At 61.2% G+C, this 14,678-nt stretch carries 16 protein-coding genes; 6 read left to right on the top strand and 10 right to left on the bottom strand.

Annotated features, from left to right (window positions below):
• The first annotated feature begins 19 nt into the window (after window positions 1–19).
• Window positions 20–424: a c-type cytochrome gene (locus WG908_RS10675; RefSeq protein WP_340186562.1), complete on the top strand. Its 405-nt coding sequence runs from the start codon at window positions 20–22 to the stop codon at window positions 422–424.
• Window positions 425–511: 87 nt separating this feature from the next.
• Here WG908_RS10675 and maiA read toward each other — a convergent pair whose 3' ends face one another.
• From maiA to WG908_RS10640, 7 genes are all read right to left on the bottom strand, one after another.
• Entirely contained in the window at window positions 512–1,153 is a 642-nt protein-coding gene (maiA, locus tag WG908_RS10670) for a maleylacetoacetate isomerase (RefSeq protein ID WP_340186561.1), read from the bottom strand.
• Window positions 1,150–2,469: a fumarylacetoacetase gene (fahA, locus tag WG908_RS10665; RefSeq protein WP_340186560.1), complete on the bottom strand. Its 1,320-nt coding sequence runs from the start codon at window positions 2,467–2,469 to the stop codon at window positions 1,150–1,152. The genes maiA and fahA overlap by 4 nt, the downstream gene beginning before the upstream one ends.
• Window positions 2,466–3,752, bottom strand: a complete 1,287-nt coding sequence (hmgA, locus tag WG908_RS10660) for a homogentisate 1,2-dioxygenase (RefSeq protein ID WP_340186559.1) — start codon at window positions 3,750–3,752, stop codon at window positions 2,466–2,468. The genes fahA and hmgA overlap by 4 nt, the downstream gene beginning before the upstream one ends.
• A gap of 476 nt (window positions 3,753–4,228) precedes the next feature.
• Window positions 4,229–5,110, bottom strand: a complete 882-nt coding sequence (locus WG908_RS10655) for an NmrA/HSCARG family protein (RefSeq protein ID WP_340186558.1) — start codon at window positions 5,108–5,110, stop codon at window positions 4,229–4,231.
• Between the two features lie 90 nt (window positions 5,111–5,200).
• On the bottom strand, window positions 5,201–5,503 hold the full coding sequence (locus WG908_RS10650; RefSeq protein ID WP_340186557.1) for a putative quinol monooxygenase: 303 nt from the start codon (window positions 5,501–5,503) through the stop codon (window positions 5,201–5,203).
• A gap of 76 nt (window positions 5,504–5,579) precedes the next feature.
• Window positions 5,580–6,332 carry a glucose 1-dehydrogenase gene (locus tag WG908_RS10645; protein WP_340186556.1) on the bottom strand — a complete coding sequence of 251 codons (753 nt, stop codon included), beginning with the start codon at window positions 6,330–6,332 and terminating at the stop codon, window positions 5,580–5,582.
• Between the two features lie 86 nt (window positions 6,333–6,418).
• On the bottom strand, window positions 6,419–7,426 hold the full coding sequence (locus WG908_RS10640; RefSeq protein ID WP_340186555.1) for an LLM class flavin-dependent oxidoreductase: 1,008 nt from the start codon (window positions 7,424–7,426) through the stop codon (window positions 6,419–6,421).
• A gap of 371 nt (window positions 7,427–7,797) precedes the next feature.
• On the opposite strand from WG908_RS10640, the gene WG908_RS10635 reads away from it, so the two are divergent.
• Window positions 7,798–8,664, top strand: a complete 867-nt coding sequence (locus WG908_RS10635) for an SDR family NAD(P)-dependent oxidoreductase (protein ID WP_340186554.1) — start codon at window positions 7,798–7,800, stop codon at window positions 8,662–8,664.
• Between the two features lie 116 nt (window positions 8,665–8,780).
• Here the strand turns inward: WG908_RS10635 and WG908_RS10630 are convergent, their stop codons facing one another.
• From WG908_RS10630 to WG908_RS10620, 3 genes are all read right to left on the bottom strand, one after another.
• Window positions 8,781–9,113: a hypothetical protein gene (locus WG908_RS10630; protein ID WP_340186553.1), complete on the bottom strand. Its 333-nt coding sequence runs from the start codon at window positions 9,111–9,113 to the stop codon at window positions 8,781–8,783.
• Between the two features lie 71 nt (window positions 9,114–9,184).
• Window positions 9,185–10,114: a TauD/TfdA dioxygenase family protein gene (locus WG908_RS10625; RefSeq protein ID WP_340186552.1), complete on the bottom strand. Its 930-nt coding sequence runs from the start codon at window positions 10,112–10,114 to the stop codon at window positions 9,185–9,187.
• 63 nt (window positions 10,115–10,177) lie between these two features.
• Window positions 10,178–11,026, bottom strand: coding sequence for an isocitrate lyase/PEP mutase family protein (locus WG908_RS10620; RefSeq protein ID WP_340186551.1), 849 nt, complete (start codon window positions 11,024–11,026; stop codon window positions 10,178–10,180).
• Window positions 11,027–11,288: 262 nt separating this feature from the next.
• Between WG908_RS10620 and WG908_RS10615 the strand changes: the two genes are divergently transcribed.
• The 4 genes from WG908_RS10615 (at window position 11,289) to WG908_RS10600 (ending at window position 14,666) form a co-directional block, all read left to right on the top strand.
• Window positions 11,289–12,146 carry a TauD/TfdA dioxygenase family protein gene (locus WG908_RS10615; protein WP_340186550.1) on the top strand — a complete coding sequence of 286 codons (858 nt, stop codon included), beginning with the start codon at window positions 11,289–11,291 and terminating at the stop codon, window positions 12,144–12,146.
• Window positions 12,147–12,239: 93 nt separating this feature from the next.
• Window positions 12,240–12,956, top strand: coding sequence for a TetR/AcrR family transcriptional regulator (locus WG908_RS10610; RefSeq protein ID WP_340186549.1), 717 nt, complete (start codon window positions 12,240–12,242; stop codon window positions 12,954–12,956).
• 109 nt (window positions 12,957–13,065) lie between these two features.
• Window positions 13,066–13,920 carry an enoyl-CoA hydratase/isomerase family protein gene (locus WG908_RS10605; RefSeq protein ID WP_340186548.1) on the top strand — a complete coding sequence of 285 codons (855 nt, stop codon included), beginning with the start codon at window positions 13,066–13,068 and terminating at the stop codon, window positions 13,918–13,920.
• Window positions 13,921–13,925: 5 nt separating this feature from the next.
• Entirely contained in the window at window positions 13,926–14,666 is a 741-nt protein-coding gene (locus WG908_RS10600) for an SDR family NAD(P)-dependent oxidoreductase (protein ID WP_340186597.1), read from the top strand.
• The last annotated feature ends 12 nt before the right edge of the window (window positions 14,667–14,678 follow it).

Genomic DNA, 14,678 nt, shown 5'->3' with positions numbered 1-14,678 from the left:
CGGCGGCAAGGAATAGCATATGCAGTGGAGAGACATGATGAACAAGATGGCCGCGGCCTGCATCGCCCTGAGCATCACCGCGGGGGCGGCGACCGTGTCCGCGGCCGCGCCCGGCGCATCCGCCGCGCCCGCCCGCCCGGCGACGTTCGCGGCCTGCGCCATGTGCCACAAGACCGAAAATGGCGCGCCCAACGGGCTTGGCCCCAACCTGTTCGGCATTGGCGGGAAAAAGGCAGGCGTGGTGCCGGGCTTCAACTTCTCGCCCGCGATGAAGCAGTCGAAAGGCGTGTGGGACAAGCAGAAGCTCACCGCCTTCATCATCGCGCCCAGAAGCGTGGTGCCCGGCACGACCATGTCCTATGCCGGCATGAAAGATCCGGCCGCCGCCGCGCGCATCGCCGACTATATCCTCGCATTGAAATAGCGGCGGGCGCGCTGCGTCTTGCGTTGGCCGACGCCCATCCGGCCCATGCCATGATGAACGACGGCCCGGTGCCGGAACCAGCATGATCTAGCTGGCGTCGGCATCGGGCTGGGCTGAAGGATGGGCGGCGACGAAGGCGGGGAGAAGCTCAGCCGCGCCGCTCACCTTCTGCACGAGGGGGAAGGCGCTCAGGTCGACATTGAAGCGGCGAGCGGAATAGACCTGCGGAACGATATAGCAATCTGCGAGCGTGGGGGCATCGCCAAACGCAAAGGTGCCGGAATGACGCTCCAGCACCTGTTCAAGCGCTGAAAATCCTTCGCCGATCCAGCGGGCGATCCACCCGTCGACCTGTTGCGGTTGTGCGTGCAGGTCCGCTTTCAGACTGGAAAGAATACGCAGGTTGTTGAGCGGGTGAATGTCGCAGCCGATGATGGCCGCCATGGCGCGGACGATGGCGCGGTCGTCGCTCGCCTGTGGCAGCAGCGGTGGCGAGGGGTATCGTTCTTCCAGCCATTCGAGGATGGCGGGGCTTTGGATCAGCACCGCCCCATCGTCCGTTTCCAGCGCCGGCACGAAATGCTGCGGGCTGACGTCGCCATAGTCGGCGCCCTTGTGCGCGGCGGCCCGCAGGTCATGCGTGACCTGATCGAACGACAATTGCTTCAGCCCGAGCGCGATCCTGACGCGATAGGAAGCGGACGACCGCCAATAGCCGTGCAGGATCATGGCGCGACCGCGCCATCATGGATAATGCCGGTGCATTCCCCGAACCCGATCGAAACGAAGCCGTCCGCTTGGCAGATCGCGGTGAGGGTCAGTTCATCCCCGCCTTCGAGGAAGGCCCGACTTTCCCCCGTGGGAAGTTCTATCGGCGCGGAGCCATTGCGCGTGATCTCCATCAGGCTGCCGAGGCCATCGCTGGTCGCAGCCGATATGGTGCCGGTGCCGAGCAGGTCGCCGGGCTGAAGATTGCAACCGTTGCAGCTGTGGTGCGCGACCATCTGCGCGATCGTCCAGTACATGTTGGAGGCGGGGCCGCGCCCGATGCGATGCGCATGCATTCCGGCGGCCGCCATCGCCTGGCTGCGCAAGCCGACCTCCAGCGTCAGCGCGAGCGCGCCCTGCGCCTGGTCGGCCTCGTCCCACAGATAGGGAAGGGGCCTGGGATCGCCCGTGGGACGCGCTGGCTGCGGGATGCGGAAAGGCGCGAGCGCCTCAATCGTTACGATCCATGACGAGATGGTGGTGAGGAAGTTCTTCGCCAGGAACGGTCCCAAAGGCTGGTACTCCCACGCCTGAAAGTCGCGCGCCGACCAGTCGTTCAGCAGGCACAGGCCGGCGATATGGTGGCTCGCTTCGTCAATCGGGATGGGCTGGCCAAGTTCGTTGCCTGGACCGATCCATACGCCCAGTTCAAGCTCATAGTCGAGTTTTTGCGTCGGTCCGAATAGCGGCGCGTTTGCCTCCGGGGCCTTGCGCTGGCCGTTGGGGTGGTGGACCAGATGGCCGGATGGGCGAATGGACGATGCGCGCCCATGATAGCCGATCGGGATATGCTTGTAATTGGGAAGCAGTGGATTGTCGGGGCGGAACAGCGACCCGATATTGGTCGCGTGATGGATACCGACATAGAAGTCGGTATAGTCGCCGATCCGCGCGGGCAGGTGCATCGCCGCAGCGGACCGGGGGATGATCATCGGTTCGACGCGCGCTTCATGGTCCGCGTTCGACAGCAGTTCCGATACCGCCTTGCGCAACGCGACGCGCCCCTGCGCGCCCATTTCCAGCAGCGCGTTCAGTTGCGGCGCTGACGCTGCCTCGGCTGCGATTTGCGCCTGTCCTTGCAGCAGTTGCGACGCGGCCAGCGCCTTCAGGTCGATAATGGAGTCGCCGATGGCAATGCCGCCCCGCGGCGCATCTCCTGCCACCGAGAAGACGCCCAAAGGCAGGTTCTGGATAGGGAAACAGCCATGGCCGTTCGCGCTTTCGATCCAGCTGGTCCGCGCCGCATCATGCGTTTCGTCAATCGCCGGGCTGGTCATCGGGGCAACTCCGCCTTGGTAAATCCCGACCAGGCTTCATCATAGTCCGACTGGCATTCGGGAAGGTCCAGCGCGTGCGCCGTCGGGCGGATGATAAAGCGGCTTTCGAACATGAACGCCATCGTATTTTCGATCTTCTGCGGCTTGAGGTCCGCCGCGATGGCCTTATCGTAGCTGGCCTTGTCGGGGCCATGGCCGTTCATGCAATTGTGCAGCGAGGCGCCGCCGGGCAGGAAGCCGCCCGCCTTGGCATCATAGGCGCCATGAATCAGCCCCATGAACTCGCTCATGACGTTGCGGTGGAACCAGGGCGGCCGGAAGGTATCCTCGCCCACCATCCAGCGCGGCGGGAAAATGACGAAGTCGACATTAGCCGTTCCCGGCGTATCGCTCGGGCTGGTCAGCACCGTGAAGATCGAGGGATCGGGATGGTCGTAGCTCACCGTGTTGATGCTGTTGTACAGGCGCAGATCGTAACGACAGGGCGCGAGATTGCCGTGCCAGGCGACGACATCGAACGGCGAATGGCCGAGGGTCGTCGTCCACAACTGTCCGCAGAATTTCTGCACGATCTCGAACGGTTCGTCCAAATCCTCGAACGCGGCGACAGGTGTTTCGAAATCGCGGGGATTGGCGAGGCCATTGGCGCCGATCGGCCCCAGATCGGGCAGGCGCAACAATGCACCATGATTTTCGCAGACATAGCCGGTGGCGGACCCGTCCGGCAAAGACACGCTGAACCTCACGCCGCGCGGAATGACCGCGATCTGCTGCGGCTCGATGTCGATAACGCCAAGTTCGGTCCTGATTTCCAGCCTGCCGGAGGCGGGGACGATCAGCATTTCGCCATCGCTGGAGAAAAATGCGCGGCGGACCATGTCGCGGCTGGCGGCAAACAGGTGGATGGCGATGCCCGATCCCGATCCCACATCGCCGTTGCCGGCGATCGTCACCAGGCTGTCGAGGAAGTCGACCTGGCCGTCGGCGGGCTTGAGCGGGTCCCAACGGAGCCGGTTCGGGGTCGCGGGAGCGGCATAGGGCCCGGCGTGGAAGCGCGCGTTCTTCCCATAGGGCGAAAACGCGCCATGGCTGGCGGCAGGTCGCATCCGATAGAGCCAGCTGCGCCGGTTTTCGCTGCGTGGCGCCGTGAAGGCCGTGCCCGAAAGCTGTTCCGCATACAGGCCGAACGGGACTTTTTGCGGCGAGTTCCTGCCGAGCGGGAGGGCGCCCGCGATCGCCTCGGTCGAAAAATGATTGCCGAATCCGGCAAGATATTCGCGCATGTGATGCTCCAGAGAATCCTCGATCCAATATAGGCGTTTGTGCCCGATATATCAGCGCCGAGCCTGCTTCAGTTGCAACAGAAATTTGATAATGGGAATAGAATTCGTTATATACGTATAAGTCGGTGCCTTGGACAGCGCGATACAAGCCCGGGGCCGGGAGCCGACGATCTTGACGTGCTCTGGCGGGATTCCGTTCATATCGAGGGCTGGCGCGCTGCCTTCAAGTCTTGCAGGGCCATCGGTGAACTATTTGGAAAGGCACCATCAGCCATGGTGTCGCAATGCCCGGAACAGCCTCCGCCCGGCATTGCCGGAGGCCATTCGGCTTAAATTATGCGGCCATGGGAGTGTCGTGCAGCATGGCGTAGTAGCGTTCCTCGGCTTCTGCGGGCGGCATGTTCACAACTGCTGTTCCACGGCTTCGCTAAACTCCACTGCCAGCGATTGATCGGCCACGGCGTTTCCCTCCATCATTATAATGTCTGGCGTTTTGAGGTTTTGAAGAACGGGACAAAAGTCGTCTTTGTCCATTCCCGGAAGCTTGTCGTCTTGCCGATCAACGCCGCAAGATCGTCGCTATTGTCCTTGGTGGTGCGCGTACTGAGCCAGAGGGTGTCGTCATAGCCTTGCGGCCAGTCCCGCTTGATATCGTCCAGCGGAATGTGGACTGTGTTCGCTTGGCAGCCCAACTCCTCACCCAATATCCGCGTCATCTGACTGGGAGAGGCGACATCGGACACCAGATCGATCTCGGTGCCGGCATATCGATCCGGATCGCCGATCACCTTGGCAGCCGCCCTGCCGATATCCTCAGCGGCGATCAAACCATTTTCTTTCTCGGGTGGGATCGGGATGGCGAAGACCAATTTCCCGTCCTTTTCGAACGGTACGAAGAAGCGCAGCAGGTTCTCCATGAAAAAGCCGGGCCGCAAAATGGTCGTGCGCAGAGGCAGTTCGGCAAGCCGCTCCTCGATCGCACGTTTCGATCCCATCAGGAGCACGCCCCGGGCGTCGGCCGTCAGGGCGGATTGGAAAACGAAGTGCGAGATGCCGGCTTCGATCGCGGCGTCGACCGCATTGATGCCTTGAACGGCCTGGCCAATATCCCAGCGATTCTCTGCTGAAGCGCCAACAAAATAGACCGCGTCGGTGCCCTGTATGGCGTTGCGGATCGACGCGCGGTCGTTCAGGTCCCCAGCTACGGGCACGGCCCCCAGGCTGGCGGCGTGGCGCGCAGCGTCGCTGTCCGGGTTTCGGGTGACGGCGCGAACATGGAAGCCAGCGGCGATCAGGTGGCGCATCGCTGCGCCGCCCGAAGTCCCGGTGGCGCCGAAAACAGCAACTGCCTTATTCATTTATCCACTCCGTAGGACGACCATTCTGAAGGGTCTGCCGCCTTGAACAGCTACTGCTCGAACCGGCCAGTAAAGCGTAAACGGCCATGGTCAGAGGAAATTGAAGGCTTCCATCCCGACATATTGACTGACCTCCATGGCAATCGATCCATCGGTCACCGCGGCCTTCAAGGCGGGATAAAAGTCAGCGTCGAGATGCGATTGTACATCTGGAATCGTCTTGTACACGTGCACGAGCCAGATCACGCGTTTGTCGTGGAAATCCTGGGCATGCGTGTAATGAACGCATCCCGGCTCGGCGGCGGACAGTGCGTCACCGTCCCCCGCTTTTTCCAGGGCGCGCGTTGCCGCTTCCGGAGTCGGATGGGTGATCTTGCCGATGAAAATTATCATTTCAGGTCCTCATTCAAGGTGCGGTAAAAGCGAAAATTTCGTCGGTCTGAAAGACGGCCACCACGCAGGCCGCCCGTTATTGAGCCGTCAACCCGCCATCGGCCGCTATGGCGGCCCCGGTCACGAAGCTGGCGGCGTCGGACGCGAGAAATGCAAACACGCTCGCGATTTCCGAAGGGGCCGCGCCCCGATTGATCGGCAGCATACGGGAAATAAACTCGTCGGCCGACGCACCGATCATCTCCAGCGTCGATACGACCATCGGCGTCAACGTCATTCCAGGGTGGACCGAATTGACCCGGATGTTGAGCGAAGCGAGTTCGATCGCCGCGGCTTTCGTCATGCCCGTGATCGCAAATTTCGATGCGCAATAGTCCATGTTGTCGGCTGCGCCGACGAGTCCCCAGCTGGAAGAATTGTTGATTATCGATCCCCCGCCCGCGCGGAGCATCGACGGCAGAACCGTCTTCATGCCAAGGAACACGCCGTCCTGGTTGATCGCACACACGCGCCGAAATTCTTCCAGGCTGAGGTCTGCAATGGACTTCCGATGGCCCGAATGACCGGCATTGTTCACAAGGATGTTCACCGGCCCAAAGGCTTTTTCGGTTTCATCGACGGTGCGCGCCCAGCCAGCGGCGTCTGTGACGTCAAGGCGCGACACGCGCACCCGGTCCCCCAATTCGCCGGCCAGCGCTTCGCCCTGTTCGACCTGGATGTCGCCGATCGTCACATTTGCGCCAAGTTGGTGAAACATGCGCACCGCAGCAGCGCCAATGCCGCTGGCCCCGCCCGTGATGATCGCAACCTTGCCACTCAGGTCGAACATAAATCATCTCTTACTTATCTATTCTATTTAAACCATCATAGCCTGCCGAGCGCAACTGGCGGGAAAACCAGTCTCTATCGGCGATGTCATGCGAGAACCGCATCATCCTGCACCAGTTGCGGGATGATCCTGGTGCCGATGAGTTCAAGGCTTTCCCATGCAAGATCGGGGTCAAGTCCGGCAAGGAGCGGGGCCAGGATCACGGAACGCCCCAGATCCCGCTGTTGCCTGAGCAATGTCAGGCCATCCTCCGGCGTGAGCACCTGATAACTTCCCGCAGCCCGCAGCGCATCGGCATTTTCGGCATGTTTGAAGTTGGTCGTCTGACCCAATTTCGCTGCATATGCTGCGTAAGCGTTTGTTTCGTGCAGCGCGTGTGGCGCGATTCTGGCCCAGGCGGCATCTGGATCTTCGGAGATATGGATATGACGGGGGCCGGTGACGTCGACGATCCGGCCTGGTTCCTTGCCGAGTTCGGAACAGGCGTCCTTATAGGCCTGAATCAATTCCGGCTTGTTTACCATCGGATAATAGCCATCGCCCAGCTCTGCGGCACGGCGCGCGGTCGCCTTAAGGCTGCCCCCGATCCAAAGTCTGGGTCCGCCGGGTTGTACCGGCGGCGGGGTGACGTGAACGGTGCGTCCTTCATAGTCGAACGTCTCTCCAGCGAACGCACGCTTGAGCACTCTGAGCTTGGCATCGACGAGTTGCGCACGGTCCTTCAGATCTATGCCGAACATGGCGAATTCGTCTGGAACATAGCCAAGGCCGATGGTCACATCGAGCCGTCCGTTGCTGATCACGTCAAGAATCGCCAGATCCTCGGCAATGCGGACCGGATCGTGCAACGGCAACAGGATCGCCGACGGCTGAAGCCGGATCTTCGAGGTGCGGGCGGCCATCGCCGCGCCCAGCATCAATGGCGACGGGTTGTAATTGTCGGCGCTGCAATGATGTTCGGGAAGCTGGATCGTATGAAAGCCGTGCTTGTCGGCCCATTCGACCTGTTCGAGGGCGGCGGCGGCCAATGTCGTCGACTTGATGCCGACCCAGGACGGGTTCCGGAGGTCATAGCGCAGCCAAATCTCGAGCATCTCTCGCCTTCCTGAATATTATCGAACGTTTTTTGAACATCCGGGTCGACCAAAAGCATGGCAAATGACCGGGCCAGAATATAATATATATTTTAATTGCTAGATGGTCTGTCGGTGCGAGTCAATGTTCATAGGGCCCAAAACGGGTTGCCGAAACCAGATAGACCGGCCAGTTTTCGAGGAAATTTGGACTTTTGGGCCGTTGACCATGCCCCATTGGCCTGGTTAATAATCGCGGTTGCATCATGGTGGTCGCTCTGGTTCCCGCTTCCGCACCTGCCTCCACCGGCGCGGCTGCATCGTTACGGCGATGGCGTCGGCAGATCGAATGATCTAACGAAAATTGTAATTCTATGTTGGAGAAGGAACGCATGGCAGGTCGTCTGGAAGGCAAGGTCGCGGTGATCACCGGCGGGGTGTCGGGAATGGGCCTGGCGAGCCTCGAAATGTTCGTCGGTGAAGGCGCAACGGTGGTCGTCGCCGATGTCCGCGAAGACAAGGGCCGAGCACTCGAACAGCGTTTCGCCGGGGCCGTCCGCTTTTCGCGATGCGATATCCGCAACGAACAGGATATCGAGGCGGCCGTCGCGCTTGCGGTGTCGAGTTTTGGCGAACTCGACATAATGTATCACAATGCGGGGGCGGCCGGCGCCAAGGAGTCGCTGGAGACGATGACGGTCGCGGGCTGGGACGACACCCAGGCTTTGCTGTCGAGATCCACCGCATTGTGCATCAAGCATGCCGTGCCGTCGATGAAGCGGCGGGGGCAGGGGTCCATCATCCTGACGTCATCCGTGGGCGCGACGAACCTGCGTCCGGGAACACCGGCCTATTCGGTCGCGAAGGGGTCGGTCATTCTGCTCGGTCGCCTCGGCGCGCTGGAGTTCGCCGCCGATCGCATACGGGTAAATGTCATCGTTCCGGGCGGCTTTGCCACCCCCATATATGGTGATCTGGTCGGCGCGTCTCGCGAAGTCGCGGATATAATGCCCGATTATCTGGACGAGATGATGGCGCAATGGCAGCCCCTTCCGCGGCCGGGCAAGCCGATCGACATCGCTTATGCCGCCACATATCTGGCTTCGGACGAATCGGCGTTCGTGACTGGCGTGGCATTGCCGGTCGACGGGGGACTGACGCTGAACCGCCCGACCAACGCGGCCGACTTTCTGTTCGGTCACCTGAACGCGGCCAAGGAAAAGGCCGAAGCCGAACTGGCCCGTCGAAGCGGCGATTAGTCACGTATCGATCGGCACCTTGTCGGAGCGAGGCCGCTCTTTGGTGCCAGCCGCGAGCCTGTGCTCAAGCTGGCACGAGCGGCTCGCGCGATCTTGCTATCAGGATGCGGCGCTGGTCACTTCGAAACCACATCCGTTATCGGCACGAACATGCCCGTGATCGCCCCGGCTCGGTCGATCGCGTCGGAGGATGGCATCTCAGGGCCGCCCGCGCGCGAAACAAGGTCGCGCAGCGTGCGGCCTGGATCGTCCGTTTCGACGTCGAAGATCGACAGATATTTGTATGGCGGATCATTGGCGAGGGAGTCGACCAGGCTGAAGCGCTGCCCGTTCACGAAGTCGGGGCATCGTACGACGTCAGGAAGATGTTGATCGCTATACCATCGATTATAGTCTTCTTCCTTGCCCGGCACCGGGTTGGAAAGAACGACGAATTTATACAGTGTCATTGCGGCGTCTCCTAGCGATTGATCGGCTGTAACAGGCTGATTGGTCCGAAAATCCGGGGCGCAAAGCGCGGCTAGCGGGACGACTCATCGAGATAGCGTCCGGTCCGCATCGCGCCTTGGAGGGTCGTGCGGAAGGCCACCCGCTTCATGCCCGGCGGCCAGCCGAACGCCTGGTGCAATGTGCGCCGGTTGTCCCAGAGCATCATATCGCCCTGTTGCCATCGATGGACATAGCGATATTCTGCCCTGAACACATGGTCGATGAGCGTGGTCAGCAGTTCCTCGCTTTCGGCACGCTCCAGACCCAGGACGGCGTCGACGTTGGACGGGCTGATCGAAAGTGACTTCAGGCCGGATTCGGGATGGACCACGACCAGTGGATGCACGACCGGGGGGAAATCCGGCATGGACAGATGCTCTCCCGGCGATTCCTCGGCTGTGGGTCGCCGGAACGGCCGCTCCCTTTGAACGAAGCGCATGCCATCCGGCTGTGCGTTATGGACACGCATCACCACTTCCAGCCCGTCGATGCGGTTTTTGATATCGTCAGGCAGGCCGGCATAGGCTTTGGCGGTGTCGATCCACCCGGTATGACCGCCTTCGCTGGCAGGGGTGTCCATGAACAGGATGGCTCCTTTGGAGATGTCGGGCGTATAGCAGCTGTCCTGATGCCACGGGATAAAGCCGCCGAGCAGTTGCCCGTCCACGACATAATAGCCGCCCTGCTCCCTTATTTCGACGAGTTCTTCATAGCCGGGGACCCGGACTTTGGGGATCGCGTGGATCTCGAGCGGGCCGAATATCTTGCTCAGCTCCACATGCTGTTCGCGCGTCGCGCCGGTGTCGCGGAACAGGATGACGCCATGATGCAGCCAGAGAGTATATAATTCTTCCCGCACTTCGGGTGCGTGCAGGCGGCCGAGGTCAAGATTCATCACTTGCACGCCGACGGCGTCAAGCTCCATGATCCGCAGTTGGCCATAGTGTTGCGCATCATTCATGCCGACACTCTCCAAGGGCGTCATTTCCTGTGGACCGGCCTTTCGCGGGTCACAGACGTCACGTCAGGCGAGGCTGCTCCAGTAATCCGAACGCATCGCTTCATTGACCAGTTGCCAGGTTGCGCCACCATGTGTCCGCGTCGAATCCGACCTGCAATCACGTAGTTCGGTCATCGCATCGTGGATCGCGCGACCGGCGGCCCACACGGAGAGCACGGGATACATCAGATATTTGACTCCCAGTTCGCGCGCGCGATCGACATTCGCCGCTTCCTTGGCATCGGTCGGGATGAACATATGCGCGAGCGGCGTAGCGGTGACGGCGGTGATCCGCGGAATCTCCTCGATTTCGAGAAAGGGGGCAAGGATCAGGTCGGCGCCGGCCTCGCCATAGGCGGCGACCCGGTCACATGCCTCGTCAAGCGTCGATGCATCGCGAGCGTCACAACGAGCCATCACGACAAGATCACCGTCCCGGCGCGCATCGACCGCAGCTTTAATATGATCGACCATGCGCTCGACAGGCAACAGCCGCTTTTTGCGGCCCGGCAGATATTTGCCGACCGACAGGTCCAGATCCTCCATCTGGATGCCGCCGATCCCCGCCTGCTCCACAAGCTGGACGTTGCGCGCGATCTGGAGCGTGGTGCCCCCGCCATCATCGATATCGCACATCGAGGGGAGGCCGGAACATTCGACCAGCAGGCGGTAAGCCTCCACCAGTTGCGCCACCGGGACAATGCCGGCATCCGGCATGCCAAAGGCGGAAGCTGTGATGGCGTAACTGCCCAGGAAAATGCTTTCAAATCCTGCAAGCCGCGCCATCTGCGCGCTGAGCGCGTCGTGGACACCCGGCACGATCAACATTTCGGGACTTTCGAGCAACTGTCGCATGGCCCTTGCGCTATTCATGTTATCCTCCGCCGCTCCATAAACGCCGTTCATCCGCACCGGAGCGCGCAGTTCTAACATTGATTTTAATAATCGGCCAATATCGGTTTGTCCAGAGCGCGCCGCAATGCCCGTTTTCCCTCACAGGCCATCCGCTGCCCCATAAATACAGATTCTGACCCGCATGAACGCGTTGATCTTTTCTAACGATCACCTTATATTGGCGACCACATGGGAGGTTGAGCTTCCCCGAAGGTTGTCAGCAAGCATAGTGGGACAGGATATGGCGGATCAACTGGAATGGCGGCAGATTGAACCCTTTGGTGCCGAAGTGGTCGGCGTCGACCTATCCCAAGCACCGCCGCAAGCGATTCTCAATCAGCTTCGCCAGCTCTACGACCAGCATCATCTCCTGGTCTTTCGCGGGCAGAAGCTCACCCTGGAGCAGCAGCGCAGCGCGGCGGGTTGGTTCGGCAAACTCTACCCACCGGCCGAGGGCGTCAATTTCATATCGAACACGCGGAAGGACGGGTATCTCGGCAATCTCGAACTCAAGTTCCACTCCGATCTGGCGCATTGCGAATATCCGATCGAGAGCGTGATGCTCCTAGGGGTCGAACTGGATGAAGGGAATACATCGACCAAGTTCGTCAGTTCCGCCAAAGCCTGGGCCGAGCTTCCGGACGATCTCAAGAAGGTGGTCGAGAACCGGCGGGCTGTGCAGTGCTTCGCTTATGGCCCGACCGAGGGGGTCTACGGCTTCGACGAAAGACTGCCGAACTGGTCGCACCGCATCGCCCGCCCGCATCCCCGGACGGGCGAGTTGTGCTTGTACGTTATGCCGGAATCCACGCGTGTCATCGAAGATATGCCTGAAGAGGAAGGCAGGCCGCTGTTGGAAGCCTTGTACGAGCATATCGCCCGTCCCGAAGCGGTATATGAGCATATCTGGCATGTGGGCGATGTCGTGCTGTGGGACAATCTGGCTTGCCAGCATGCCCGTGGTGCGCTCAATCCCGATGTGCCCCGGACGATGCAGCGTGCGACGCTGGGACCGCTGACCTTCAAGCAGCAATATCCGTCCCTCTCTCCAGAGGCGCAGGAAATCGTGTTTGGAAGGCTTGGCGCAGAGCCGGGGTGAGCCGGGTTTTCTGCGCTATGGTCCGGCACCTGCGGCGGGCTTCGATCCGTTGCGCCATGGACAAATGGCCCGCCCATAAGATAATGGGACGAAATGAAAACTCGTAAAGCTATTCAAAAGCGCGACAGAATCCTTCAGGCAGCCGCGAAGGTTGTGGCGCAGAGAGGCTATGCCGAAGCGACGCTGGCGGAGATTGGCGAAGTCGCGGGGACCTTTGCGGGCAGTCTTTATTATTATTTCCCGTCCAAGGACGCGCTGGTCGAAGAAGTTCTCAATATCGGCACGACGAGTGTTTCGACGCCGGTCATGGAGGCGGTCACGGCATTGCCTGATGACGCGAGCGCATGGCGCAAGATCAAGACCGCGCTCGACGAGCATGTCGAACGCATGCTCAGCAAGAATGACTTCATCACCGCCTATTGGAAGATCGTCGATCAGGTGCCCGAAGCCATGGGGGGGCGGCACCGCGAACATCCCCGCAGATATGGAGACTTCTGGCGCGGCCTGATCCGCGAAGGGCAAAGCGAGGGCATCGTGCGCCATGATCTGGAGCCGAACCTTGTCCAACTCTTTCTGCTCGGCGCGACTATCTATGCGCTAGACTGGTATGATCCGACGCGAAAGCTCAAGCCCCGTCAACTCAGCGATCAATTGGCGCGCATGTTCTTTCGCGGGATTTCACCGGCGGATGCCGAACTGACGTTCGACAAACCCGCGTCCGTGAAACCTTCCACGACCGAAAGCCTGTCCGCCAACGGACGGGAAAAATCCGCCAGAGCGCCCCGAAAGTCCCGCGCGCGCGCTGCCTGACACATGTAACGTCGGCTGTTGCGTGCCAGTTTTGTAACTGGCATTGCAATTTCTGACGATCGGCTTAAGTCATCGTCCTCCACATTTCGCCAAGAGGCAGGGAGAGGATATGACGGAACACCGCGATCCGTTGGATGCAGGCCCCAATTCGGATCCCCCGCTTCGGATGGAGGGTGACCTCTATCGTGCCTACCGCCGTATTCGCGCGAGCCGCGAAGGCAGCATCCTGACGCTCACCATGGACCAGCCGCCGATGAACGCAGCGGGTTTCGACCTGCATGACGAACTCAGCCGTATCTTTTACGATGTGGCGCGCGATGATTGCGACGTGATCATCCTGACGGGTGCGGGCAGGGCGTTCTCGGCTGGCGGGGACCTGGACGAGATGCTTGATCGCACCGGCAACCCCCAAAGCATGGCGGCGATGATGATAAGGGCGCCGCATATCGTGCATTCGATGCTGGCGCTCGACGTGCCGGTGATTGCAAAGGTCAACGGCCATGCGCTTGGGCTTGGCGCAACACTCGCCCTGTTGTGCGATGTCGCCATCATGGATGAGCGCGCCAAGATCGGCGATCCGCATGTCGCTATGGGGCTGACACCGGGCGATGGCGGCGCGTTCCTGTGGCCGATTCTGGTTGGCTATGCGCGCGCGCGGCATCATCTGCTGACGGGCGATCCGCTGACCGGCGCGGAGGCCGCGGCGATAGGCCTTATCCACAAGGCCGTGCCTTCCGATGAACTCGACGCGGCGGTGGCGGCCTATGCCGGACGTCTGGCCGCAGGCGCGACCTACGCCATCAAAGCGACGAAGCGCACGATCAACATGGCGTTGCGTGCACAGGCGCAGGCATTGGCCGAGGCGCATGTGGGCATCGAGCAGTTGACCTTGCTGTCGCGGGACCACCGGGAAGCGATACTGGCGTTCAAGGAAAAGCGCCCTGCATGGTTCGAGGGATGTTGATGATGATGGGCAGTGATGTTCTGAAGGGCAAGGTCGCCCTTGTGACGGGAGCTTCCAGCGGCCTGGGCGAGCATTTCGCGCATGTTCTGGCAGGCGCCGGGGCGCAGGTGGTGCTGGCGGCGCGCCGTGTGGAGGCGCTCGACCGGGTCGCCAGCAGCATCGGCGGGAATGTGCGGACGATGGCGCTCGACGTCACCGATGCCGCCCGTGTCGCGCATCTGGCCGAAACGGTGCCGACCCTCGACATTCTGGTCAATAATGCCGGGGTCGTGCGCGAGAAGATGGCGCTGGACCAGACCGAAGAGGATTGGGATGCGGTCATCGACACCAATCTGAAAGGCGTGTTTCAGGTGGCGCAGGCCGCTGCGCGCATCATGCGCGACGCGGGCGGCGGCTCGATCGTCAACGTCGCTTCGATCGCCGGGTTGCGGGTCGGCGCTATGGTCGCGCCCTATTGCGTGTCCAAGGCGGGGGTTATTCAGATGACCAAGGCGATGGCGCTCGAATGGGCGCGTCACCATATCCGCGTCAACGCGCTGGCGCCCGGCTATTTCCGCACCGACCTCAACGCCGACTTCTGGGAGACCGACGCCGGCCGCGCGATGATCAAGCGCATACCCCAGCGCCGCCTGGGCGATTTTGCCGATCTCGATGGGCCGCTGCTCCTGCTGGCTTCCGATGCCTCGCGCTACATGACGGGATCGCTGATCGCGGTCGATGGCGGCCATCTCGTCAGCACGCTTTGAAGGGAGGGTTCA

The sequence above is a fragment of the Sphingobium anseongense genome, from assembly GCF_037725245.1.
GTDB lineage: Bacteria > Pseudomonadota > Alphaproteobacteria > Sphingomonadales > Sphingomonadaceae > Sphingobium.
Note: the sequence above shows the minus strand (reverse complement) of the source record. Positions and strands in the feature narration are given on the sequence as shown.